Here is a 24,229-nt window from a genome sequence, read left to right as displayed (position 1 = left end):
AAGAAAGGGCAGGATCCCATCCTGCCCTTCATCTCACGGGGTAGTGTCAATCAGACCGATCCGAGGTCTTAGAACTGCTGGAACCAGCGCTGGATCTGGGCCGGATCCTTGCTCTGGGTCAGGGCGAGCATCAGCAGCACCCGCGCTTTCTGCGGGTTGAGGGTCTCGGCGGCGACGAAGCCGTACTTGGCATCATCGATCTCCGCATCCAGGGTGGTGGAGCCGGTCGGCACGCGGGCGGAGCGCACCACGCGAATGCCGTCCTTGCTCGCCTTGGCCAGGGTGTCGAACAGGGTGTGGTAGAGGTTGCCGTTGCCCACCCCGGCGCTGACGATGCCGTCAAACTTGGCATCCACCAGGGCCTTGGCCGGCAGGTCCGAGGCGTTGGCGTAGCTGTAGACGATGCCGACCTGGGGCAGCTTGTCGAGCTTGCTCACGTCGAACGGGGTCTTGCTGGTATGCAGACGGGCCGGGCTGCGCTGGTAGTCGATCTTGCCGTTGTGGATGTAGCCGAGCGGGCCGAAGTTGGGGGAGGCGAAGGTCTGCACTCCTGTGGTGTTTGTCTTGGTGACGTCGCGGGCATCCAGCACGGTGTCGTTCATCGCCACCATGACGCCACGTCCCTTTGAGGCGGGGTCGGAGGCAGTCACCACGGCGTTGTAGAGGTTCATGGGGCCGTCGGCGCTCATGGCGGTGGAGGGGCGCATGGCGCCCACCAGCACCACCGGCTTGTCGCTCTTGACGGTCAGATTGAGGAAGTAGGCGGTCTCCTCCATGGTGTCGGTGCCATGGGTGATGACGATGCCGTCCACGTCATCCCTGGCCAGCAGCGCGTTGACGCGCTTGGCGAGCGTGAGCCACACCTCGTCGTTCATGTCCTGGGAGCCGATCTTGACCACCTGCTCACCCTGCACGTCGGCCACGTTTTTCATCTCGGGCACGGCGGCGATCAGCGTCTCGATGGCCACCTTGCCGGCCTCGTAGTTGGACTGGGTGGCAGACTGGCCCGCCCCGGCGATGGTGCCGCCGGTGGCCAGAATGTGCACGCTGGGCAGCGCCATGGCCATAGGGGAGAGGGTCAGGCCGAGTACGGCGGCGATCAGGGTCTTGCGAATGGGAAGGGTCATGCTGCAATCCTTTTGGATGAGGGAATTGCAGCATTTTTATTCTTTTTAAATGGGATTTAAGTGATCATTCTCACCAATAAAAAGAAGTAAACAGAATATTAGTCTGATTTATACCAATTAAGTGATAATTCACTCTACCTGAAAGCCTCTCGCCTCGATCAGGGCGATCAACTCGGCTTTGCTCAGCTCGCTCTCGATGACGGCCTTGCGGCTGGCAAAGTCGACCGTGGCGGTGAGAACTGACGGCTGGGCCAGCAGGGCCTTTTGCAGGCTGGCAGCGCAACCGCCGCAGGACATGCCGGTAACGGTGAGTTCGATGGTCATGGGCTCTCTCCTCTGTCGATGTGACATCAGCCTAAAGCTGCCGCCTCCGGCAAGGTCAAGGGTGAATGCCGATCCCGTCAACCCCGGGTCGTGCATCATGGCGGCGCCCCATCACCCCATCAGTCCCAGGTAGTTCATCAGGGCGGCCCCCAGGCTGGTGGTGACGAGCGAGCCCAGGGTGGTGGTGGCGATGATGTTGGCCGCCAGGGCGCTGTCACCGCCCATGGCGCGGGTCATCACATAGCTGGCGGCGGCGGTGGGGGTAGAGCTGATGAGAAACAGGATGCCGAGGGCCTGCGGGCTGAAGCCGAGCGCCCAGGCCCCCAGCACCAGCAGCACGGGGATGCAGCACAACCGGTTGACCGTGGCCCAGCCAGTCAGCATGGCGCCGCCGCGCAGGGCCTTGAGGTTGAGGCTGGCGCCGGTGCAGAGCAGGGCCAGCGGCAGGGTCATGTTGGCGAAATAGTTGCCTGTGGTGATGACCAACTGGGGCAGTTCGATGCCGAGCAGACCGAAGGGCAGGGCCGCCAGAATGGCGATGATGAGGGGATTTTTGACGATCCCCTTGAGTATGGGGGCGAGCCCCTTTCCGCCCCCCAGGCTGCGGGTCAGGGTGATCACCGCAAGGATGTTGTAGAGCACTGTGATGGAGCCCACCAGCAGGGCGGCGGCCCCTATCCCCTCCGGGCCGTAGGCGTTTTGCACATAGGCCAGCCCCATGATCCCCATGTTGCCGCGAAAGCTGCCCTGCACGAAGATGCCCCGCAATTTCTTCTCGCCGATGAAACGGGCCGCCAGCACCTCCAGCGCCAGGAAACCTGCGAGGGTGCCGAGCAGGCCGTAGAGGATGAGCCAGGGGCTCGGCATGGAGGAAAAATCGGTGCGCACCATGCTCAGGAACAAGAGAGCTGGCAGGGTGACCTGGAACACCAGACGGGAGGCGGACTCGACGAAGCTGTCAGGCAAGAGACCCGGCCGCTTGAGCCAGATGCCGAGTACCAGCACCAGACAGATGGGGCCCGTGATGGAGAGAGAGAAGTGCAGACTTGCCAACAGATCCATGATGCGCGTCCTGTGCAACGGCGAAGAAAGTCGCCTGGGAAAGGGCATTCTAACGCCATGGGCTTGTATTCACAGGAGTTAATCACAACAATGTCTGCATCCCGGTTGTCGCCCTCCCCTGTCACGGATCCCCCATGGAAAAGAAACTGACCATCCTCGATATCGCTCGCCTCAGCGGGGTCGGCAAGTCGACCGTCTCCCGGGTGCTCAATCAGGATCCCAAGGTCAATGCCCAGACCAGGGCCAGGGTTGAATCGGTGATCGCCCAGCACGGTTTCGTCCCGAGCAAATCGGCGCGGGCCATGCGCAGCCAGAGTCAGCAGGTGGTCGGCATCGTGGTGTCGCGCCTCGACTCCAGCTCCGAGAACCAGGCGGTGCGCGGCATGCTGGAGACCCTCTACCAGCGTGGCTACGACGCCGTGCTGATGGAGAGCAAGTTCTCCCCCGCCAAGGTGAGCGAGCACCTGGCGGTGCTGGAGCGGCGCGGGGTGGACGGCATCATCCTGTTTGCCTTCAACGATCTGGACTATGCCGCCATGGCGCCGCTCAGGGAGAAACTGGTGCTGATGGCCCGTGAGCGCCCCGGCTTCTCGTCGGTCTGCTTCGACGATGACGGGGCGGTGCGCGCCGTGCTCGCCCACCTCGGGGAGCGTGGCCTGACCGAGGTCGCCTATCTCGGGGTGGAACGCAGCGATCTCACCACCGGGCTGCGTCGGCATCAGGCTTACCTCGACTACTGTCGGGAACAGGGGCGCACGCCCCGCAGCGCCCTCGGGGATCTCGGTCTGCAAAGCGGCTATCGGCTCGCGGCCGAGCTGCTCACCCCCACCACCCAGGCCATGGTCTGTGCCAGCGACACCCTGGCCATCGGTGCCGCCAAGTACCTGCAGGAGCAGGGGCGCACCGACATCCTGGTGAGCGGACTTGGCAGCAATCCCATGCTGACTTTCCTCTTTGCCAACACCCTCAGCCTGGATTTCGGCTACAAGGACGCCGGCATCCTGGCCGCCAGACAGCTGCTCGACCAGATTGAAGAGGGGCAGCCCCCCAGAGCGACCATCGCCCCCTGTCAGCCCCTGTAGTCTATCTTTTCCTCCATTCCCGGCGTTTTGCGCTTTTTGTGACCAGCGCCACGAATTGGGAACGTTCCCATTGCCGATACCAGCCACTGGCTTCATGCTGATTGGGAACGATACCAATAAACGGGCGGTCCTTGGCCAGCCGGTAAAGACACGACCATTATTCATGGAGTCACAGAGGGAAGGCTCATGTCAAAAGTCAACACACAGCATCTGGCGCAGCTGATCGAGCGGATCGGCGGCAAAGAGAACATCACCACTGTCAGCCACTGCCTGACCCGGCTCAGGTTCGTGCTGGCCGATCCGGCCAAGGCCGACCCCAAGGCCATCGAGACCATCCCTTCGGTGAAGGGAAGCTTCACCCAGGGCGGCCAGTTCCAGGTGGTGATCGGCAACGAGGTGGATCAGTGGTACAAGGCGCTCACCCAGGAGATCGGCGTGAGCGGTGGCAGCAAGGAGGCCGCCAAACAGGCCGCCCGCCACAACATGAACCCGCTGGAGCGCGGCATCTCCCACCTGGCCGAGATCTTCGTCCCCCTGCTGCCCGCCATCATCACCGGTGGTCTGATCCTGGGCTTTCGCAACGTCATCGGCGACATCAAGATGTTCGACGACGGCACCCGCACCCTCACCGAGATCAGCCAGTTCTGGGCCCAGGTGCACGCCTTCCTCTGGCTGCTGGGTGAAGCCATCTTCCACTTCCTGCCGGTGGGTGTCTGCTGGTCTGCGGTGAAGAAGATGGGCGGCTCCGAGATCCTCGGCATCGTGCTGGGTATCACGCTGGTGTCGCCGCAACTGATGAACGCCTATGGCATCGGCCAGCAGACCCCGGAAGTGTGGGACTTCGGCCTCTTCGTCATCCAGAAGGTGGGGTATCAGGCCCAGGTCATTCCGGCCCTGCTGGCGGGTGTCTTCCTCGCATGGGTGGAGACCAGCCTCAAGCGCATCATCCCGGCCTATCTCTACCTGGTGATTGTGCCCTTCATCTCCCTGCTGCTGGCGGTGATCGTGGCCCACGCCCTGATCGGTCCGTTCGGCCGCTGGATTGGTGACGGCGTCGGCTTTGCCGCCAAGGCGGCCATGACGGGTTCGTTTGCCCCCATCGGCGCCGCCCTGTTCGGCTTCCTCTATGCGCCCCTGGTCATCACCGGCATCCACCACACCACCAACGCGGTGGACCTGCAACTGATGCAGAGCATGGGCGGCACCCCCATCTGGCCGCTGATCGCCCTCTCCAACATCGCCCAGGCGTCTGCGGTCGTCGGCATCATCCTGATCAGCCGCAAGGAGAACGAGCGGGAGATCTCGGTCCCGGCCGCCATCTCCGCCTATCTCGGGGTGACCGAGCCGGCCATGTACGGCATCAACCTCAAGTACAAGTTCCCCATGTTGTGCGCCATGGTGGGCTCAAGCTGTGCGGCTCTCATCTGCGGCTTCGCCGGTGTGATGGCCAACGGCATCGGGGTGGGCGGCCTGCCGGGCATCCTCTCCATCCAGCCGCAATACTGGGGCATCTACGCCATCGCCATGCTGGTGGCCATCGTGGTCCCCGCCCTGCTGACCCTGCTGGTCTACAAGCGCCAGCAGGCTGCCGGCAAGCTGGATCTGGCCACGGCCTGATCCACACAACCTCGGCGGAGCACTGGCTCCGCCCTTTATCGTTGCCCTGTTCCAACTAATCCGGTTTCAACCAATGAGCGAACCAACCATGACACAGACACCCTGGTGGCAAAGCGCCGTGATTTACCAGATCTACCCCAAGAGCTTTCAGGATTCCGGCGCCCGTGGCACCGGTGATCTCAAGGGGATCATGGCCCGCCTCGACTACCTCAAGACCCTCGGCGTCGATGCCCTCTGGCTGACCCCGGTCTATGTCTCCCCCCAGGTGGACAACGGCTACGACATCGCCGATTACCTCAACATAGATCCCGCCTACGGCACCATGAGCGATTTCGAGGCGCTCCTGGCCGCCGCCCATGATCGCGGCATCCGCATCGTGATGGACATAGTGGTGAATCACACCTCCACCGAGCACGCCTGGTTCAAGTCGGCGCAGGGGGACAAGAACAGCCCCTATCGCGACTACTACATCTGGAAAGATCCGGTGGACGGCGGCGTGCCCAACAACTGGCAATCCAAGTTTGGCGGCAGCGCCTGGGAGCTGGACCCGGCCACCGGCCAGTACTACCTGCACCTCTTTGCCTGCGAGCAGGCGGATCTCAACTGGGAAAACCCGGCCGTGCGCGCCGAGGTGAAGAAGATCATCCATTTTTGGGCGAAGAAAGGGGTCGACGGTTTCCGCCTCGACGTCATCAACCTCATCTCCAAGGATCAGGCATTCCCTGACGACGAGGTGGGGGATGGCCGCCGCTTCTACACCGACGGGCCGCGCATCCACGAATTTTTGCAGGATGTGAGCCGCGACGTCTTCGCCCCCGTGGGGGCCATGACGGTGGGGGAGATGTCCTCTACTTCTCTGGAGCACTGCCAGCGCTATGGCGCGCTGGATGGTTCCGAGCTCTCCATGGTGTTCAACTTCCATCACCTCAAGGTGGATTACCCGGGCGGCGACAAGTGGACCAAGGCCCCGTTCGATTTCCTCGAACTCAAGCGCATCTTCAACCACTGGCAGAGCGGTATGCATGGCAAGGGGTGGTCGGCGCTCTTCTGGTGCAACCACGATCAGCCGCGCATCGTCTCCCGTTTCGGCGATGAGGACGAGCATAGGGTGGTCGCCGCCAAAATGCTGGCCAGCACGCTGCACGGCCTGCAAGGCACCCCCTACATCTATCAGGGGGAGGAGATCGGCATGACCAACCCCGGCTATCAGCACATCGACGACTATCAGGATGTGGAGAGCCGCAACATCTTCGCCATCAAGCAGGCGGAAGGGATGAGCGAGGCCGAGATCCTCGCCATTCTCGGCGCCAAGTCCCGGGACAACTCGCGCACCCCGATGCAGTGGAGTGCCGCCGCCAACGCCGGTTTCACCAGCGGGACGCCCTGGCTCAAGCCAGCCGCCAACTACCCCGAGATCAACGCCGAGGCGGCGCTCGCCGACCAGCACTCGGTGTTCTGGCACTATCGGGATCTCATCGCCCTTCGCAAGGCGCACCCCATCTTCACTCAGGGGGATTATCAGGAGCTGCTGACCGGGCACCCGCAGATCTGGGCCTATGCCCGCCGCGCCGACGATCAGACCCTGCTGGTGGTGAGCAACTTCTACGGCGAGCCGGTGGAGTTTGCCTTGCCTGCCGAGCTGCAAAGCGGGGAGGGGCGACTGCTGCTTGGCAACTACCCGGATAGCCCGGCCCGCCCGCAATCCTGCAAGCTGCGCCCTTACGAATCCCTGATCTGGCTGATGGAGCAATGATGACTGACGCAACGACAGTGCAGCGGCCCGCCGTGCGTGGCCCCGAGTGGCAGAAGATGGTCGCGGGAGCGCCCTATGATGCAGGGGACCCCGAACTGCGGGCGGCGCGGGAGCAGTGCCGCGCCCTGCTGGGAGAACTGAACCGGGAGCGAACCGATGCCCCTGACTGGGATGAGCGCCTCACCCGCCTGCTGGGTGGCCGCGCAGAACGCTGTTTCATCACGCCCCCCTTCTTCTGCGACTATGGCGCCAACATCTTTGTCGGCGAGAATTTCTACGCCAATTTCAACTGCACCATCCTGGATGTGTGCGAGGTACACATAGGCGACAACGTGCTGCTGGCCCCCGGAGTGCAGATCTACACCGCTACCCACCCGGTGGCGGTAGCGCCGCGCATCAAGGGGGTGGAGTTCGGCAAGCCGGTGCGTATCGGCAACAACGTCTGGATTGGGGGCAGCGTCGTCATCTGCCCGGGCGTCACCATAGGGGACAACAGCGTCATCGGGGCGGGGTCCGTTGTCACCAAAGACATTCCGGCAGGCGTGATGGCGGTCGGCAATCCCTGCCGGGTCTTGCGCCCCATGACGGCAGAGGAGCTGGCGCCCGGAGAACCTGGCTGACACAGAAGGGGCAGGCCGTACCTGCCCCTGTTCGTTTCCCTGACGGCGCTCCCGCAATGCCGGCAAGGCTTCGGCGCAACCCCCTCTTTACCCGGGCAGCAAGGCGCCGCAACGCTTGTGCTGTCCCATGACCACCAGAGTCTTGAAACTGCGCACCTGGTCCCTGGCATGGAGCACCCGACGGGTGAACTGCTCGTAACTTTGCATGTCCCTGGCGGCCACTTGCAGCACGAAGTCCTGCTCCCCCGTCACATACCAGAGATCCATCACCTCGGGTTCCCGCTGCAGGCTGGCGATCATCTCATCGACGATGTGGCCATGATCCCGCTCCAGGGTCACCAGCACCAGCATGGTGATGGGCCAGCCCATGGTGGACGGTGCCACCAGCGCCACTTCCCGCTCGATGAGACCGGACTCCCGCAAGGCGCGGACGCGGCGGTAGCAGGCTGGGGCGGAAAGACCGACCCTGTGGGCCAGCTCCGGCGTGGGCAAACGAGTATCCTGTTGCAGCTCGGCGAGGATGAGCAGATCAAATTTGTCGGTCATGGGGTTCATTAGATAAAAATTATCGCACAAGGCCAGTATTAGACCGGTTTTACCCAAGTCTCCAGATATATTTTACTGCCCATCGTCCTGCTCGGTATCAATACCATGCAACCCAATCCCAATGCCCTCTCCTCTCTTCTGGCCGTCCTGCTCGCCATGTTGTCGATCACCCTCGGCGCCTCCTTGGCCAAATCCCTGTTTCCCCTGCTGGGAGCCGCAGGCACGACCCTGTTCCGGCTGGGGTGCGCCGCCCTCCTTCTCTCCCTGGTGTTTCGCATCTGGCGTGCCCCCCTCGACCGACGCACCCTGCTGGGCGCCATCCCCTACGGCCTGTCGCTTGGGGCCATGAACCTGCTCTTCTATCTGGCCATCGCACGCATTCCCCTCGGCGTAGCCCTGGCCATCGAGTTCATCGGCCCCCTGACGGTGGCTCTGATCTCCTCACGCCACCGGGCGGACTTCATCTGGCTGATACTGGCCATCGCCGGGCTGCTGCTGCTCTTGCCCCTGCGGGCAACACAGCAGGCCATCGATCCCCTGGGTGCCGCACTGGCTCTCGGGGCTGGCCTCTTCTGGGGGCTCTATATGCTCACCGGAAAGCGGGCAGGAGCCTTGCTGGGCGCACAAGCTCCGGCGCTGGGCATGTGGGTGGGCACCCTGCTGGTATTGCCCTTCGGGCTGGAGGGTGCGATCGAGGCGTCATTCACCGTCCCCGTGATCCTCACCATCATCGGGGTGGGGCTGCTCTCGAGCGCCATCCCCTACTCTCTCGAGATGTTTGCCCTGCGCCGCCTTCCCCTCAAGAGCTACGGCATTCTCACCAGCGGTGAACCGGCCATGGGAGCCTTGATGGGACTGGTATGGCTGGGCGAACAGTTGCCCCCGTCCCAATGGCTCGGGATAGCCGCCATCATCGCCGCCTCCATGGGCACCACCTGGCAGGCGGGTCGTCGACAAGCCGGCTCCGCCTGAACCAAAAAAAATCGGGGCCGGCGATGACCGGCCCCGGGGATGGTACGAGCGCGTCAGGACGAGTAGTCGTAACAGCGTTTGAGCTCGCCGAAGTCATAAAAGAAGCTGCCCACAGCAATGGGGGCGCAACCTGCCTTGAAGGCGAGCTCCTTCTCGTTGTAAAGCATCTTCACCAGCACCCGGCCGGCCTCGTTGCGGTAGACATCCCACTGGATGTTGGCCGCATAGGGAGAGACCCAGCCGCCACGCCATTCGTTGTTTTCCTGGCTCATCAGCACGCCGGGCTGGGCGCTCTGGCGACTCCCTTCCAGCTTCATCAGGGCCGCCAGCGGGATCAGGGTCTCCGCATGGGCAAAGCGCAGCTTGGCGACATGCTCGCCCGCCTCTTCCACCACCTGGGTCTGTACCTCGTTGAAGAGGCCGTCAAGCAGGGGCTGGGCCACGGCGTAGGTGGCGCTCTGGCTGGCAAGACTCGGCCCCTTCTCGTAGAAGTCCTCGGCATCGGAAAGGTAGGAGAACCAGGCAGACTCCTCTGGAGTGATGAACTGCTCGAGATCCCAGGACCCGCCTTGTGCCTGCGCCTCCCGGATCATCCCCGGGCCGATGATGAAGAGGTTGTAGAGCATGAGGGCGGCGTCCACCTCGTCGCGCACATGGGTCTTGCCGCCGTCTTCCGGATTCACCGCCACGTAATCCACCCCGGCGGCCAGCTCGTCGACGAAGGCCTTGCTGTAGAGACGCTCGAGCATCTCGCGGGCCATCACCCGGGTCCTGGGCAGGGCCTTGAGCGCATCGAGGGCCTCGGTCAGCTCGGGAGCGGGAGCCACCCCGTTGTCTTCGTCCCCGACAAAGGCCTGATAGGCCTGGAAGGTGGGCAGATACCGGGTGTACTCCCCCTGCGGCTCGGTCTTGTGGAAGTAGAGCTCGAACTTGTTGCGCAGCCCCTTGTCGATCTCGGAAGGGTTCTCCTGGCTGACGTAACAGTCGGGGCTGTCCGTCACCAGAGAGACCCGTTTGGCCAGGCTCTGCATGAAGAAGTAGGCGCTTTCGTTGGCGCGATCCTTGCCCGATGTCTCGACCTTGAGGCAGAGGGGAGTCGATTCAGTGGTCAGCAGGGTGGGCAGCCGTTCGGCGAGCCGGGTCGCCAGGTTGGCGTGCTCCTCCTTACCGAGCGCACTCAGCAGGCCATAGCCGAGGGTCTGGTTGGCGGCCGTGACGGCGTCCACCTTTGCGCCGAGCCGTTGGCCCAGCTCGGTCAAGGCCCCCTGTCTCGCGGCCTCCTCCCACACCAGCTTGGTCAGCACATCGTATTTGGGGCTGGACAACGAGCGGGAGCCGTGGCGTGCGACCAGCTCGGTGAAGACGGGACTAAAGCCTTCAGGGGCAACCTCATAGCTGTTCTTTGCCTGACGGGCGGCATAGACCGCCTTGGTGCTGTATTGATAGTCGCCGACGGCGGGCGAGGAGGAGTCATTGCCCGAATTGCAGCCGCTCAGCAGGGTGGCCGCCACGCAGGCGGCAAGGGAGGAAACGCGAAACATAGTCATCCTTGAACAAGTGTGAAAATGAAGCCGCACAGTACGCACCGGATGTGACAATCCGGTGTCAGGTCTGGGACATGCACCTCTCTCCTGAAAGGTGCCCCCCCCCAACCCGTCTATGCCCCCCACAAATCATCATTCATATTTTTTGAACGTGTAGGCCAGTTTATCTCGCTAACAATGACCAGGTGAGGCGCTTAATATTCACACATCGCTTAGGCAGGAGCGCCAAGCCGCAAAACAACTGGTCGTTCATGGCAGTCCCCCATACACATGGGTGACAAACATCCGTGACAAAACAACACACCATTTGAATGACCTCTTGCAAGGATGCATTGATGCAGGCCTGTCAGGCCTTGCCAATGACATAAAAACCAAGAGAGTGAATGAACATGAAAAACGTGATCAAGATGCTGGCCGCTGCAGGCCTGATGAGTGCCGGTGTTGCCCAGGCTTCCGTCCCCGCCGACTTCAACGCCACCCCGGGTGTGCTGTTCGTGAACTGGCATGCCAGCGCCGCCATGGCCGGCAAAGCCAACCCCATGCTGGAGGTGCGCGATGAATCCGGTGATCTGGTAGCCTCCGTCCACGCCAACCTGATGGGTACCCAACAGGTACAGATCCCGAGCCGCGCCCAGGGCAACCTGACCGTCAGCCTCGGCGATCAGAGCAGCGATTATCGCATCCCGTTCGGCATCGGCAGCGGCAATCCCCGCTGATCAACGCAGACGACTTCCCTCCCGGGTCTGGCAAAGACACGCCGACCAGGCGAGAGATCAACGACAAGGGCGCCATCAAGGCGCCCTTGTCGTCGTTGCCGTCGGCACGCACGGCTACTGGGTGAAGACGGGACCGAAGCCGGATCCCCACAGGATGGCCGTGGCAGCCAGCACGCAGACCAGCAACACCAGGCCGACCGTCACCACTGAGCTGGCGTAGATGAATCCCTGCTCCTTGGTGATGTGCATCAGGATGGGCACGCCGATATAGAGCAGGTAGACGGAATAGGTCAGCCCGACCAAACCGATGAGCATCACGAACCAGAGATGCGGGAAGAAAGCGGAGAGGCCCACCATGAAGAGTGGCGTGGAGGTGTAGGCCGCCAGCTCCAGCGAGGTCGTGTAGCTGGGATCCGAGCCGAAGGTATGCCCCATCCAGTGCACCAGATAGGAGAGTGCCAGCACGCCGATGATGAGGGTCACGTACATGGCGACCGACAGCTTGAATGCACTGTTGGCGGTCAGGGTGATGGGATCGCCGACCCCGATGCTCCAGCCGATGTGAACGGCGGAATAGTAGGCGCAGATGGGAGGGATAAGGGCCACGAGCAGGATGTGGGTCAGACTGTTTCTGAAGCTGTCGTGCCGCTCGTCTATGGTATGCCATTCGGTGTGGGGATGGGCATACAATCCCCATAAGTGATTCAATATCATAGCGTTATTCCTTCTCTACATGGGTGGTTGGCGGATCGATACCGGGCTTTCTCCTCTGATTGCGTCATGTCCGGGCGCTGGTGGCGCCATCGCTTGTCATGGCATGCGATGACTTTAAATAAAGTCGCTCCACCGCCGCTGCGTCAAGCAAGGTCGCCGGGACAGCCGGGAGGGATGGGAAGACAGCAGGAGGGCACCGGAGGCGGGCACTGATGGCACCCGCCGTCGGCGCTCCCGTCAATACTGCTTGGTTTTCGAGGCAAAACCCGCGAGGAAGAGACCGGTCAGGAACATGCCGCAGAAGGCTTCGATGGCCGACAGCAGTTGCAGCGGCGAGGAGGTCTGGGAGATGTCCCCATAACCCAGGGTCACGAAGGTGACGATGCTGAAATAGAGGGAGCGCCCCAGATGGCCGTGGGTTGCAGACTCCGGTGCCAGGAAATAGGTCAGGGTCGCCAGCAGGATCACCCCCATCGACATCAGCAGGCTTCTGATGGGACGCTCCCCAAACCCCCAGGTGATGAAGCTGATGAACTTGCCCGCGCACTTGAGATAGCACAACAGGGAGAGCCAGCACTTCGTCATCGGACCGCTGCGCAACCAGCGCTCCCGGAACAGCTCCCGCGGGCTCGCCAGGGACTTCATCTCGTGCAGCTTCTCCTTGTAGTAGCACTCGCCGGCGTCGACGGTGTCACCCACGCTGGAGAAGAGACGCTTGGCATTGCGATAGAGTTTGCTCGCCTCGTTGTGGTCGATCCGCCCATTGTCGTTGTAGACCACCTCCACCTTGTCCAGGTTGGTGTGCTCCATGGTGGCATCGAAGTTCTTGGCGCTGACGCTGAAGTTTTTCAGCACCGCCCGGGAGGAGTGGAAGCGGATCTCCTCGCACTCTATGGTGAAGTCCTGAAAGACCCCGTCCTCCAGCGCCAGCTCCCGCTTCTTGGCCCAGGCCCTGTGGTCCCACAGCAGGGAGTCGAACAGATCGAGCCCGATCACCCCGCCATTGACCCTGACCCCCTTGGCCGAGCAGTGCCACAGATAAACCTTGGAGTTGTTGACGGCCCCATCGAGAGAGAGCTCGTCGAGACAGGTAAAATCGAGCAACCGGCCGGAGATGATGGGGCTTTTGAGGGTAACACCGCCGATGTTGAGCAGACGATGCTTGCCCAGCACCTGGGCCTCCCCCTTGTTGTTCTCCGAGACCGAAAGCAGGCTTTGCACCCGTTTCACCTCGTCATTGCCATGTTTTCCCGCCAGCCACATGCTGTAAGGCTCGAAACGGGTCTCCGAGCGGATGAGGCCGCTCTTGCGCAGGGATTCCAGTGCACTCGAGGCGCTCTCATACAAGCGGACCTTGTCGTCGCTCATGTAGACACAAAGGCTCAGCACGCAGCGGGAGCTGATGAAGCGGGAGCTGATGAAGCGGGCGATGCCGATCTGGAAGATCACGCTTTTTTCTATCTTCTGCTCCGCCATCCAGTCGTCGAAATGGGGCAGCGACGCCACCAGCAGCGCCCAGATACGGGGATAATCGTTCTCACGCCGCCACTCGTTGAATTGCTCGGGGGAAAGCTGCCAAAGCTCTGTTGCATTCATGCATGACCTCACTCAAGAAACCGATCCCGTTTTGCCGGGCCGGGGTGACGGCAGGCGCCGATCACGACAGGGTGATCCGGCGGGCGCAGCATAGGGACTCACCACGCCATCATACTCGGCAGACGGGCCAAGTCACTGGGAGGAAAGATTCAAGAGGAGCGCTGCGACAGCTTTGTCACCGGACAGGACGCTTTTCGAACAGCGGGAAGCGGGACATGGAAAAACGGGAAAAGAAAAAGCCCAGCATTGCTGCTGGGCTTTTTATTTGGCTCCTCCTGCTGGGCTCGAACCAGCGACCTGCGGATTAACAGTCCGTCGCTCTACCGACTGAGCTAAGGAGGAATTATTCGTGGTGCCCAGAGACGGAATCGAACCGCCGACACGGGGATTTTCAATCCCCTGCTCTACCGACTGAGCTATCTGGGCAAATGGTGCCGGCTACCGGAATCGAACTGGTGACCTACTGATTACAAGTCAGTTGCTCTACCTACTGAGCTAAGCCGGCACACTTCAAACCATTGTGCATGAACACGTTTTTATTTCATGGCACCAAAATATGGTGCCCAGAGACGGAATCGAACCGCCGACACGGGGATTTTCAATCCCCTGCTCTACCGACTGAGCTATCTGGGCGTGGGCGCTATTAAACGGATTTTAGGGCAGGTGGTCAACGGGAAATTTCACTTTTCGTCTCGTTCGTCTCTTTTTTGCGCAGCATCATCCATTTTCATCACTTCTGCTGGCGGGACCGCTCCTCGGCGCCCCCAGAGGCGGGACTCCTCCCCCTTGAGCAGGCGGGTAATGTTCTCGTGATGACGGATCAGGATGAGACAGGAGAGCAGGGAGACCGGCAACGTGTATTCCGGTTTGAGCAGATAGGTAAAGAGCGGAGTCAGCAACACGGTCACGATGGACGCCAGTGACGAATAGCCGCTCACCAGCAGCACCAGCAGCCAGGTGGTGATGACGGCGCCCCCCATGGCAAAGCCGATGGGCAGCATGGTACCGAGGGCGGTGGCGACGCCCTTGCCGCCACGGAAGTGGAAGAAGAGGGGGTACATGTGGCCCAGACAGGCGGCCACCCCGATAAAGCCGAGGTAGACGGGCTTGATCTGCAGATACCAGGCGAGGTAGACGGGGGCCATCCCCTTGAGCACGTCGAGAAGCAGTACGATCAGCGCCGCCATCCGGCCGCCGAGGCGCAACACATTGGTCGCCCCCGGGTTGTGGGAACCATGGTCACGGGGATCCGGCAGACCCGTGATGCGGGAAACCAGCACGGCACTGGACAGCGAGCCGCCCAGATAGGCCAGAATAATCATCAAAATCGTCAGGGCCGTCATCTTGGTCGTTTTTACCACGATATGAATGGGGTATGATGCGGGCCACATTCCCAGGCCCGGGCTTGCCCGAAAGCGTGTCGCCCAAACCGGCCGCCAGCGGCAATCTGCTTGCCGGGCCTGCATCCCTGCGCTGTTTTCACAGCCCATCAAGAGTAAAGAAGAAGTACTGTCATGGACAAGGTGTTTATTCGCGGACTCGAGGTTTTGACCACCATAGGGGTATATGAGTGGGAGAAGGGCATTCGCCAGAAGCTCTGTTTCGACCTCGAGATGGGGTTTGACAACCGCCCAGCCGCCGCAACCGACGATATCAATCTGGCGCTGGATTACGCCACCCTCTCTCGCAAGATCTGTGATCACGCCCAGGGCAAGATAGTGGAGCTGGTCGAGACCATGGCCGAGCAGGTCGCCGCCCTGGTGCTGGAAGACGAGCGGGTACAGTGGGTCAAGGTGACCCTGACCAAACCGGGTGCCGTGCCCAATGCGGCAGGCGTCGGGGTCGAGATCCTGCGCCATCGCACGCCGGCTGCGAGCGCCAACTGATGACCCGCATCTATATCAGTCTGGGATCCAACATCGATCGGGAACGCCATATCCGCGCCGGCCTCGATGCCCTGCACGCCGAATTCGGCGAGTTGCAGGTCTCCCGGGTATTCGAGAGCGAGGCAGTGGGCTTCAACGGCCGCCCCTTCTACAACCTGGTGGTGGGTGCCGATACCGAGCTGCCCCTGGCGACCCTGTGCCAGCGGCTGCGCGCCATGGAGTTCGCTCACGGCCGCGAGCCGGATGCCAAGAAGTTCGCCCCGCGCACCCTGGATCTCGATCTGCTGCTCTACGGCGAGCTGGTCTGCGAGACGCCGCTGGTGCTGCCGCGCGGCGAGATCCTCACCAACGCCTTCGTGCTCTGGCCGCTGGCGGAGCTGGCTCCCACATTCCGCCACCCCATTGATGGTCGCACCATCGGTGAGCTGTGGGCAGGTTACGACAAAGCCTCCCAGCGCCTTGACCCCATTCCCTTCCACTGGAAAGCGGGCGAATTGCAGCATCACTGAACAACAAGGGCACCCTCGGGTGCCCGTGTTGATGACTCCGCTGATGATGGATAAGAAACGGTGATTGGGCCTGCGCCGGTGCAAGTGGCAGGATGACCGCCATCACAGGAGAACCCCATGCCACTCGATGCCATTCACGACTTCAACCGTCAGTTGCTCACCGACCTGCCCCACCAGCGCTTCGAGCACGAACCCATCCTCGATTACGCCACCGACGAGCGGGTCAAGGCTCGCCTCGGCTGGCAGGCCGAGTTCAGCAAGACCCTTTTCCTCAAATTCAAGGATGGTCGCTTCGCCCTGCTGCTGACCCACAGGGACGGCCGGCTCGACAGCAAGGCGGTCAAGGCGGCGCTCGGTGCCAAACCCTCCATCTGCACCGCTGACGAGATGCAGACCGAGATTGGCTGCCTGCCGGGAGCCGTCTGCCCCTTCCTGCCCCGCGCCGACATCCCCCTGCTGGTGGATCCCGTGCTCATGAATCACCACGCCTTTACCTGGACGCCGGGCCACCCCGAGCAGACTTTCCTGCTGGAGACCACCCACCTGGCCGGACTGCTGGCCCGATTACCCTGCGACGTGAGCTACCTGCCCGCCCCCTGAGCCTGGGACTCAGCGCTTTTCCCGCGCCAGCTGGGCGAAGATCAGCGCCGCCAGCATGGACATCAGGCCGATGCACAGATAGGTGAGGTGGAACCCCTCCAGCCAGCGGCCACTCTCCTCGGGCTGGCCGATGGAGAAGAGTCCCAGCAGGCTGGCGGCGATGGCCACCCCCAGGCTCATGGAGAGCTGCATCACCACCGACAGCAGACCGTTGCCGCTGCTGGCGTGCTCGCTGCTGAGATCCTGCAGGGTCAGGGTGTTCATGGCGGAAAATTGCAGGGAGTTGATGGCGCCAAAGACCGCCAGCCACGCCAGCAGTACGCCGTGGGGCACCTGGTTGTCGATGAAATAGAAGCTCGCGATCATGGCCCCGAGCGCCAGGGTGTTGCCGATCAGGATGCGGCGATAACCGATGCGCGGAATGAGCTTGTTCACCAGCGTCTTGGTCAGCATGGCGCCGATCACCGTGGGGATCATGGTCATCCCCGCCTTGCTCGGGGAGAAGCCGAGCCCCAGTTGCAGGAAGAGCGGGGTGAGAAACGGCATGGCGCCGCTGCCGAGGCGGGCAAACAGATTGCCCCAGATACCGATGGCGAAGGTGGACGTCTTGAACAGCGCCAGACTGAACAGGGGCTGCTCCGCCGTGGCGGCATAGAGCCAGTAGCTCGCCATGGCGGCCAGACCGAACAATACCGCAAACAGGGCCCAGCCGGTTGAGATGCTGTGCTCCCCCAGGCCTTGCAGACCGACGGATACCAGCACCATGCCGACACTGAACAGCACAAACCCCTGCCAGTCAAACCTGGCGGTGTGCTGGCGAAGGTCGGGCATGAAGTGCCAGCTCGCCACGAAGCCGAGCAGGCCCACCGGCAGGTTGATGAGGAAGACCCAGTGCCAGCTCGCCACCTCCACCAGCCAGCCCCCCAGGGCCGGGCCGATGAGGGGGCCGAGCAGACCGGGGATGGTGACGAACGACATCACCCTCAGCAGCTCATGCTTGCTGTAGACCCGCAGCACCGCCAGACGCCCGATGGGCATCAGCAAGGCCCCCCCGACCCCTTGCAACACCCGGGCGATCACCAGCATGGGCAGGGTGTTGGCGATGGCACAGGCCAGGGAACCCAGGGTAAACAGCAGGATGGCGACCAGATAGACCCGGCGGGTGCCGAATCTGTCCGCCAGCCAGCCGGAGGCGGGAATGAGCAGGGCCACCGTCAGCATGTAGGCGATGATGACGGACTGCATCTGCAGCGGACTCTCGCCCAGGGCCTCGGCCATGCTGGGCAGGGCGGTGTTGAGGATGGTGCCATCCAGGGTCTGCATGAAAAAACCGACCGCCGTCAGCCAGGGCAGCCATTTGCGCTGGGCGGGCGTCACCATCGGGGAGCTGTCAGGCATGGTTCTGTCTCTCCTCATCACATAAGAAAAGACCCGCACGAGAGCGGGTCATATCAGCATATCAGGCATCCGGCTGGCCGAGCATGGCCTTGAGGTGCTCTTCCAGGCTGGGTTCGGGGGCCTTGAGGGTCGAGAGGAACAACTGCTCTATGCCTACCCTGTCCTGGCTCTTCACGATGAACACCAGCCGGGACTGGGCCTTGCCTTCGGGCCACTCCCCCAGCGCCTGCAACGGATAGAGCTGGCCGTGCACGCCGTGGATCACCACGGGCTGGCTCTCCCCCTCCAGTTGCAATATCCCCTTGAGACGCAGCAGGGCATCACCGTATTGCGCCTGCACCGCATCGATGGCGGCCAGCAGGCGGGAGGGCTTGAGCGGCTCGCCGATGCGCAGGGAGAAACTTTCGATATTGCCGTGCTCGAAGCGGGTGGGCGCGGCCGTCCCCACCTTGGCGGCAAACGGCGTCATCTTCGGCTGCATGGGCGAAGCCAGCCCCTGTTTCGGGGATTCGGTACGCAGCCAGGCCAGCAACTGGCGCACGTCGCGCCCCGCCGCCTCGTTGTAGGCGCCGAGCTTCTCCAGCACTGCGGGTGAGAGCACCCCATTGCTGACGCGCTGGATGGGAGCTGCCGGATTGAGGGCCGCCAGTTGGGCTTCCACCCGAGCAAGGGTCTCTTCATCCACCAGATCGCCCTTGCTCACCACCAGCAGATCCGCCAGCGCCACCTGTTTGACTGCCTCATATTGAGCGGCCAGCTGCTGCTCGATATGACCGACATCCACCACGGTGACGGTGCCGTCGAAGCGGTAGCGCTGGGCGATAAAGCCCTCTTCCCTCAACGTGAACAGCACGGGGGCCGGATCGGCCAGACCAGTGGTTTCGATGATCAGCCGTTTGAAGGGTTTGATTTTGCGCTGGATGGCCTTCATGAAAAGCCCCTGCAGCGCCTCCACCAGGGAGCCCTGCACCGAGCAGCAGATGCAGCCGGAATCGAGCAGCACCACCTGCTCGTCCACCTGCTGTACCAGATGGTGATCCAGCCCCACGGAGCCGAACTCGTTGATGAGCACGGCGCACTCCCCGAGCTCGGGCTGCTTGACCCAGTGGTTGAGCAAGGTGGTCTTGCCGCTGCCGAGAAAACCGGTCAGCAGGGTCACGGGGATGCGGGTGTCTTGCATGTCTGTCATCGGGTTGCCCCCCCTCTGATCGGCAGGAGGATGAGTAAGCGAGTGTCTTGCATATCGGTCATGTCAGATCCTTACCGGTTGGCGAACAGGTCGCCGAGCCAGCGGTTTTCGAAACGGCCATGGGGGTCAAGCTCCCGCTTCAGGGCCAGGAAGTCGTGCCAGCGCGGCAACAAGGCAGGGAAGTCGTAGAGGTCCATCGCCAGGTGCTTGCCGAAATGGGGAATGCCGCCGAGCGGCACCAGCAGTTGCTGCAACTCGCGCATCTGCTCCATGGAGCCCCCGACAAAGGTCCCGTCCGCCGCCAGATAGACCAGAAAACCTATCCAGCACACCGACTTGTCATGGGCGGCACTGAGCCAGGCCACGGAGGGACCGGTGCAGCGCAGGATGAAGGGGTAGTGCAGCACGCCGGGGTTCGCCTCCTGCCATGCCTGCAGGATTGCAAGGGCCTCCCCCATGCGTTCGAGGGGCACGGCCACCTCGCAGTTGATCTGGGGAGCAGGGATCCCCTTGCAGAGGATCTGGTAGACGTTGCCCACCAGATCCGAGGCGTCCTTGAAGCGGCGTACCGTCTCGAAGTGCTCGCCTGCCCTGGCCTCGTCCTTGGTGTCTCTGGCCATCTTCTGCAGGGTCGCGTCTATGGTGGCATTGAGCGCCAGGTTCATGCGCTCGTCCATGTCTCCCTCCAGCACCAGCGGCTCGCTGCCCCCGGCCCGGTAGCGGGCCACCTCGTCATCGGAGGCGGGATCCACCAGCCAGATGTGGCTCTCGCCGGTCCAGGCGAACCACCAGCTCTTCACGAAGGCGTGCTCCCGGTTGAGGCGCTCGTTGTGTTCCAGCAGGAAAGGGTAGTCGGTGGTGAACTTGGTGCAGCGCATGATGCGGTTGGGCACGGTGTTGAGGGTCACATCCAGCAGGATGCCGAGCATCCCCATGCCCATCACGAAGGCGCCGAAGCGCGGATCGGTGCGATCCACCCTGATGATGTCGCCGCTCGCCAGCATCACGGTCAGGGCAGCCACCGCATCGCACAGGGCGGACTGGTGCAGTCCCTGCCCATGGGTGCCGGTGCTGAGCGCACCGCCCAGGGTCTGGATGCCGATGACGCCGGGGGACGCCGGCAGCATGCGATCCATGGCGATGAGGTCGGCATAGACGGTATCAAGCGGCGTCCCCGCCAGGTAGGTCACCGTATCGGCAGTCTTGTCCAGCTGGCCGCGCAGGTGGTGCAGGTCCACCAGCAGCGCCTGGCTGCCTTCGGCGTAGACACTGTGGATGGGTTCGAAAGAGAGGCCGGAGCCGATGAGCCGCAGCTTGCGATCGGGGTATTCCCGCAGCAGTTGCTGCAGCTCGTCACGGGTCGTCGGGCGCCACACCTGATCAAGGGCGCCGAGGGGGTTGGTTCTGGACCAGTTGAACAGCACCTCCCGATTGCCAATCGCCTTGATGCTGTGAAATGCCTGGAACCTGACCGTCATACCGCGCCTCATCTGACTTCAAAATGAGCGCCAATTCTATCGAAAAGTGGCTGCCAAGGCATGAAAAACAAGACCCTACAGTCGGGGGTGGATAGGGGGAGCCCCCCCTCCCCGCCTCAGCGCGTCTGCTGGGTCAATGCCAGCAACATGCCGAATCCCACCAGCAGGCCCCCGAACACCCGATCGATCCAGTGGCGTACCGCCAGCAGTCGGTCCCGCACCGCAGGGGTGGAGAAGAAGAGCGCCACCGCACCAAACCAGAGGGCGTGCGCCAGCGCGATGAAGGCGCCATAGCCGATCTGGACCGCCAGCGGCGTCTGCGGCTGCACCACCTGCATGAAGAGGCTGACGATGAAGATGGTGGTCTTGGGATTGAGCACATTGGTCAGAAATCCGGTGCGCAGCGCACCCAGACTGGAGAGGGCAGGCTGACAGATGCTCTCTTCATCGGCAGCCGGTTTGGCCCGCAGCATCTTGATGCCGAGGAAGATGAGATAGGCGGCCCCTGCCAGCTTGATGAGGTTGAACAGCCAGAGGGATTGCTGGATCAGCAGGCCCACCCCCAGCAGGGTGTAGGCCACGTGCACGCAGACCCCGGCCGCGATGCCGATCGCCGTCAGCACGCCGGTGCGGCGCGAGAGCAGCAGGCTGTTGCGCGACACCATGGCAAAGTCGGGCCCGGGGCTGATGACGGCAAAGAGAGTAATGGCGACAACGGCTAACAGTTCGGTCATGAAAATAGTCCTGATTAGAGGGGGATATCGGCTATTTTATTTGCCAATAACACCAATAACGAACGATGATTTCTGACATGAATGGTGAAAAAAACTCACAAAAAGCCCTCTCACTTCCCTCCCTCACCGCCCTGCGCTGTTTCGAGGTGGCTGCCCGCACCGAGCATTTCGGCCGCGCCGCCGACGAACTGCACCTCACCCATGGCGCCATCAGCCGGGCGGTACGACTGCTCGAGGAGGATCTGGGGGTCATGCTGTTCGAGCGGCGCCAGCGCCGGGTCTTTCTGACCGACGCGGGTGAACGGTTCTATCAGGCGGTCAGAGAGGGGCTGGGCAGCATCCGCCAGACGGCGCAGGCCCTGCGCCAGCAGAGCCGCCCTCAATCACTGGTGCTCTCCTGCGAACCCACCCTCCTGATGCGCTGGCTGATACCGCGCTGGCCCGCCTTCCAGGCCCTGCACCCGGAGCTGGACGTACACCTGATGGCGGGCGGCGGCGCCCTCAGCTTTGGCAGCGGCATCGATCTCGCCATCCGGCGCAACGACTTTCACTGGCCTGCCGAGCTCTACAACCAGTTGCTGTTCGAGGAGCGGACCGGCCCTGTCTGCCCGCCGGGCAAGGTGGCGCACTTTTTTGAATCCAGGGGGGATGTGCAGGCCCTCAGGCCAACAGCCCCCCGTCTGCACACCAAGACCCGTCCGGGCGCCTGGTTGGAGTGGCAGCAGCACGCAGGCATGTCCGCCGACGAGGAGGTGCCGGGTCAGACCTTCGAGCACTTCTATTTCAGCCTGCAGGCGGCAGTCGCCGGGCTGGGAGTCGCCATCGGCCCCTACCGCCAGGTGTGCGACGATATCGAGGCCGGTCTGCTGGTGGCACCGCTCGGCTTCGTCCCCGACGGCACCGGCTATCACCTGCTCGCCCCCGCGCCACCCGAACCCGGCAGCCCCCACGACATCCTGGTGAACTGGCTGCACAGCCTGGTGGGCGCGGCCTAGCCCTGGGCGGTGCGCCCGGCGGCGACCTGTATCTCTCCCGCCGTCAGCTCCCGGCAGAACTGGCGTATCGGCATGGGGCGGGCAAACAGGTATCCCTGCAGATACTGGACCCCCTTGCCTCTCAGATAGGCGGCCTGCTGCTCCGTCTCTACCCCTTCGGCCACCAGGGACAACCCCAGCCGTCCCCCAAGGTCGATGACGTTGTCCACGATGTGCTCGGAGAGGGACTCCGTCCCGATACGGCCGATGAAGGAGCGGTCGATCTTGAGATAGTCCACGTGGAATTGCTGCAGATAGATGAGGCTGGAGTGGCCGGTGCCAAAGTCATCGATGGCGAGCTGCACCCCCATCTCGTCGAGCTGGCGAAACAGGGAGAGGGTCTGCGGGCTGGTCACCAGCAGCTCCCGCTCCGTGAGCTCCAGCACCAGCACCACCCGTCCCGGCACGAAGTGGCCGAGGAAGTCGCGGCACTCCGCCACCAGGGAGAGGTCCCGGCAGTGGATGGCACTGATGTTGAAGCTGATGTGAAACGCCTCGGGCAACTGCTCCTGTACCGGGTGGAGTGTCTTGGCCACCGTCTTCATCAGGTTGACCGTCATGGGCACGATCAGGCCAGACTCTTCCGCCTGGGGGATGAAGAGATCGGGGCGGATCAGCCCCTCGGTGGCATGTTGCCAGCGCATCAGTACCTCTGCTCCCACCATCTTGCCGCCCTTGCTGGCGATCAGCGGTTGCAGATAGGGGACAAATTCCCTGGCTCGCAGCCCGCGTCTCAGCTCGTCCGTCAGGGCCCCAGGCCGCCCAAGCAGCCACCACACCAGCAGTGAGAGCACCAGCGAACTGGCTCCCAGCCAGATCAGTTGCAGATGGCGAGCCTCCCACAGGGCACGCCAGTAGATCGGCATAGCATAACCGGCGTGGATGGTGAAGGGGTAACGCTGGGAGGCGAGTATCAGGGCAAACTTGCTGTGCAGTTTCGGCGGATCGCTTTGGAAGTGGCCGGACTCATCGAGCCAGGCGGACCCCACCTGCAAGAACAGTTCACTGGGATCGCTGCTCAGGGTAAGCATGAAACTGAGCTGGCTGCTGTCAATGGCACTCAGTGCCGCATCACGCCCCCGCTCCTGACGCACCACCAGCAAGGGGTGATTCTTGCGCACCAGGTTGCCGCTCATCAGCAGCAACTTGCGCTCCGTGTAGCGGGAGCCGTCATCCACTTCCCTGGCAGGCCCGAACAGCGAGGTGCAGTTGATGATCCCCTGTCGCACCAGATTGATGGAGCGCAGGAAAGGCTCCAGCGCCACTCGCTTGCGCAGCAGCAACAGGTTGTCGCTGCATGGTCGACCGGCCAGCGGCAATATCTCGAGGTTGGCCCGTTCGGCCTGATCCAGCATGCGCTCCAGCAAGGTTCTGGCCTTGCTGGCTGACGCACTGGCATCGTTTTTCAGCTCCTGCTCGTAGCTGTCGTGCACCATCCACCCTCCCACCACCAGGGGCAGGGCCAACACCAGCAGGGCACAACCAAGGCGCCACTTCATGCGGGCCAGATCAATCCGGAACAGAAACATAGCAACCACGCCGCAATGCGCGGGCCCGCTTCGCAGGTACCGCGGTATAAAAGTGCCCACCAGGAAACGGTGGGGCCATCATGGCCAGACAACGAAAGCGCAACGCGCGTACCAGGCAAATCGACGACGCCGTTGCTGGGCATGGCGGGTCATTATCGCGCAGCCCCCTGAAATGGAAAATGCCGCGTCGAGACGCGGC

General features: G+C 62.7%; 23 protein-coding genes and 4 tRNA genes. 10 read left to right on the top strand and 17 right to left on the bottom strand.

Annotated features, from left to right (window positions below):
• Positions 1-68 precede the first annotated feature (68 nt).
• The 3 genes from ansB to AB5Y93_RS19875 all read right to left on the bottom strand — a co-directional run bounded on the left by ansB (position 69) and on the right by AB5Y93_RS19875 (position 2,513).
• The gene (ansB, locus tag AB5Y93_RS19885) at positions 69-1,127 is read right to left on the bottom strand and encodes an L-asparaginase 2 (protein WP_010675782.1); all 1,059 of its coding nucleotides are present in this window, start codon (positions 1,125-1,127) and stop codon (positions 69-71) included.
• A 129-nt stretch (positions 1,128-1,256) separates the two neighbouring features.
• Positions 1,257-1,451, bottom strand: a complete 195-nt coding sequence (locus tag AB5Y93_RS19880) for a heavy metal-associated domain-containing protein (RefSeq protein ID WP_279976404.1) — start codon at positions 1,449-1,451, stop codon at positions 1,257-1,259.
• A gap of 111 nt (positions 1,452-1,562) precedes the next feature.
• Positions 1,563-2,513 carry an AEC family transporter gene (locus AB5Y93_RS19875; protein WP_368230255.1) on the bottom strand — a complete coding sequence of 317 codons (951 nt, stop codon included), beginning with the start codon at positions 2,511-2,513 and terminating at the stop codon, positions 1,563-1,565.
• Between the two features lie 134 nt (positions 2,514-2,647).
• Between AB5Y93_RS19875 and treR the strand changes: the two genes are divergently transcribed.
• The 4 genes from treR to AB5Y93_RS19855 all read left to right on the top strand — a co-directional run bounded on the left by treR (position 2,648) and on the right by AB5Y93_RS19855 (position 7,585).
• Entirely contained in the window at positions 2,648-3,595 is a 948-nt protein-coding gene (treR, locus tag AB5Y93_RS19870) for a trehalose operon repressor TreR (protein ID WP_041211765.1), read from the top strand.
• A 186-nt stretch (positions 3,596-3,781) separates the two neighbouring features.
• Positions 3,782-5,212 carry a PTS trehalose transporter subunit IIBC gene (gene treB / locus AB5Y93_RS19865; RefSeq protein ID WP_324041130.1) on the top strand — a complete coding sequence of 477 codons (1,431 nt, stop codon included), beginning with the start codon at positions 3,782-3,784 and terminating at the stop codon, positions 5,210-5,212.
• 88 nt (positions 5,213-5,300) lie between these two features.
• Positions 5,301-6,965: an alpha,alpha-phosphotrehalase gene (gene treC, locus AB5Y93_RS19860; protein ID WP_368230253.1), complete on the top strand. Its 1,665-nt coding sequence runs from the start codon at positions 5,301-5,303 to the stop codon at positions 6,963-6,965.
• Complete coding sequence (locus AB5Y93_RS19855; protein WP_368230251.1) at positions 6,965-7,585, top strand: sugar O-acetyltransferase; 621 nt, start codon at positions 6,965-6,967, stop codon at positions 7,583-7,585. Before treC ends, AB5Y93_RS19855 begins: the two co-directional genes overlap by 1 nt.
• A gap of 87 nt (positions 7,586-7,672) precedes the next feature.
• On the opposite strand, the gene AB5Y93_RS19850 is transcribed toward AB5Y93_RS19855, so the two are convergent.
• Complete coding sequence (locus tag AB5Y93_RS19850; protein WP_368230249.1) at positions 7,673-8,131, bottom strand: Lrp/AsnC family transcriptional regulator; 459 nt, start codon at positions 8,129-8,131, stop codon at positions 7,673-7,675.
• Between the two features lie 105 nt (positions 8,132-8,236).
• Here AB5Y93_RS19850 and AB5Y93_RS19845 point away from each other — a divergent pair, with 105 nt between their 5' ends.
• Complete coding sequence (locus AB5Y93_RS19845; RefSeq protein WP_368230248.1) at positions 8,237-9,103, top strand: DMT family transporter; 867 nt, start codon at positions 8,237-8,239, stop codon at positions 9,101-9,103.
• 53 nt (positions 9,104-9,156) lie between these two features.
• On the opposite strand, the gene AB5Y93_RS19840 is transcribed toward AB5Y93_RS19845, so the two are convergent.
• Complete coding sequence (locus AB5Y93_RS19840; RefSeq protein ID WP_368230246.1) at positions 9,157-10,650, bottom strand: histidine-type phosphatase; 1,494 nt, start codon at positions 10,648-10,650, stop codon at positions 9,157-9,159.
• Positions 10,651-11,030: 380 nt separating this feature from the next.
• Between AB5Y93_RS19840 and AB5Y93_RS19835 the strand changes: the two genes are divergently transcribed.
• On the top strand, positions 11,031-11,363 hold the full coding sequence (locus tag AB5Y93_RS19835) for a hypothetical protein (protein ID WP_368230244.1): 333 nt from the start codon (positions 11,031-11,033) through the stop codon (positions 11,361-11,363).
• A 114-nt stretch (positions 11,364-11,477) separates the two neighbouring features.
• Here the strand turns inward: AB5Y93_RS19835 and AB5Y93_RS19830 are convergent, their stop codons facing one another.
• The 7 genes from AB5Y93_RS19830 to plsY all read right to left on the bottom strand — a co-directional run bounded on the left by AB5Y93_RS19830 (position 11,478) and on the right by plsY (position 15,016).
• A complete protein-coding gene (locus tag AB5Y93_RS19830; RefSeq protein WP_069651966.1) occupies positions 11,478-12,077 on the bottom strand; it encodes a Yip1 family protein in 600 nt (199 codons plus the stop codon).
• Positions 12,078-12,314: 237 nt separating this feature from the next.
• The gene (locus AB5Y93_RS19825; RefSeq protein WP_368230242.1) at positions 12,315-13,673 is read right to left on the bottom strand and encodes a potassium channel family protein; all 1,359 of its coding nucleotides are present in this window, start codon (positions 13,671-13,673) and stop codon (positions 12,315-12,317) included.
• Positions 13,674-13,939: 266 nt separating this feature from the next.
• Positions 13,940-14,015: transfer RNA gene (locus AB5Y93_RS19820), tRNA-Asn, on the bottom strand.
• An 8-nt stretch (positions 14,016-14,023) separates the two neighbouring features.
• Positions 14,024-14,099, bottom strand: a tRNA-Phe gene (locus AB5Y93_RS19815).
• Positions 14,100-14,102: 3 nt separating this feature from the next.
• Positions 14,103-14,178: transfer RNA gene (locus AB5Y93_RS19810), tRNA-Thr, on the bottom strand.
• A 52-nt stretch (positions 14,179-14,230) separates the two neighbouring features.
• A tRNA-Phe gene (locus AB5Y93_RS19805) sits at positions 14,231-14,306 on the bottom strand.
• A gap of 47 nt (positions 14,307-14,353) precedes the next feature.
• A complete protein-coding gene (gene plsY / locus AB5Y93_RS19800) occupies positions 14,354-15,016 on the bottom strand; it encodes a glycerol-3-phosphate 1-O-acyltransferase PlsY (protein ID WP_029314836.1) in 663 nt (220 codons plus the stop codon).
• A 171-nt stretch (positions 15,017-15,187) separates the two neighbouring features.
• Here plsY and folB point away from each other — a divergent pair, with 171 nt between their 5' ends.
• From folB to AB5Y93_RS19785, 3 genes are all read left to right on the top strand, one after another.
• Entirely contained in the window at positions 15,188-15,559 is a 372-nt protein-coding gene (gene folB, locus AB5Y93_RS19795; protein WP_010675798.1) for a dihydroneopterin aldolase, read from the top strand.
• A complete protein-coding gene (gene folK / locus AB5Y93_RS19790; RefSeq protein ID WP_042865424.1) occupies positions 15,559-16,068 on the top strand; it encodes a 2-amino-4-hydroxy-6-hydroxymethyldihydropteridine diphosphokinase in 510 nt (169 codons plus the stop codon). Before folB ends, folK begins: the two co-directional genes overlap by 1 nt.
• Positions 16,069-16,185: 117 nt before the next feature.
• Positions 16,186-16,668, top strand: a complete 483-nt coding sequence (locus AB5Y93_RS19785) for a YbaK/EbsC family protein (RefSeq protein ID WP_042864868.1) — start codon at positions 16,186-16,188, stop codon at positions 16,666-16,668.
• A gap of 9 nt (positions 16,669-16,677) precedes the next feature.
• Here the strand turns inward: AB5Y93_RS19785 and mdtD are convergent, their stop codons facing one another.
• The 4 genes from mdtD to AB5Y93_RS19765 form a co-directional block, all read right to left on the bottom strand.
• Positions 16,678-18,105, bottom strand: a complete 1,428-nt coding sequence (gene mdtD / locus AB5Y93_RS19780) for a multidrug transporter subunit MdtD (protein ID WP_368230240.1) — start codon at positions 18,103-18,105, stop codon at positions 16,678-16,680.
• Between the two features lie 22 nt (positions 18,106-18,127).
• Positions 18,128-19,255: a GTP-binding protein gene (locus AB5Y93_RS19775; RefSeq protein WP_368230238.1), complete on the bottom strand. Its 1,128-nt coding sequence runs from the start codon at positions 19,253-19,255 to the stop codon at positions 18,128-18,130.
• 71 nt (positions 19,256-19,326) lie between these two features.
• Entirely contained in the window at positions 19,327-20,733 is a 1,407-nt protein-coding gene (locus AB5Y93_RS19770) for a D-arabinono-1,4-lactone oxidase (protein ID WP_183148977.1), read from the bottom strand.
• Between the two features lie 116 nt (positions 20,734-20,849).
• Positions 20,850-21,467 carry a LysE family transporter gene (locus AB5Y93_RS19765; protein ID WP_010675804.1) on the bottom strand — a complete coding sequence of 206 codons (618 nt, stop codon included), beginning with the start codon at positions 21,465-21,467 and terminating at the stop codon, positions 20,850-20,852.
• A gap of 77 nt (positions 21,468-21,544) precedes the next feature.
• On the opposite strand from AB5Y93_RS19765, the gene AB5Y93_RS19760 reads away from it, so the two are divergent.
• Positions 21,545-22,462 (top strand): LysR family transcriptional regulator, encoded by a 918-nt coding sequence (locus AB5Y93_RS19760; protein ID WP_048208547.1) that lies wholly within the window; start codon positions 21,545-21,547, stop codon positions 22,460-22,462.
• On the opposite strand, the gene AB5Y93_RS19755 is transcribed toward AB5Y93_RS19760, so the two are convergent.
• The gene (locus tag AB5Y93_RS19755) at positions 22,459-24,030 is read right to left on the bottom strand and encodes an EAL domain-containing protein (protein WP_368230236.1); all 1,572 of its coding nucleotides are present in this window, start codon (positions 24,028-24,030) and stop codon (positions 22,459-22,461) included. The genes AB5Y93_RS19760 and AB5Y93_RS19755 overlap by 4 nt on opposite strands.
• Positions 24,031-24,229: the final 199 nt, after the last annotated feature.

Origin of the sequence: Aeromonas sp. R10-1, from assembly GCF_040908465.1 — a bacterium.
In the GTDB taxonomy this organism is placed as follows: Bacteria; Pseudomonadota; Gammaproteobacteria; order Enterobacterales; family Aeromonadaceae; genus Aeromonas; species Aeromonas caviae.
The sequence above is the reverse complement of the archived record's forward strand: the minus strand, read 5'-3'. Positions and strand labels throughout refer to the sequence as shown.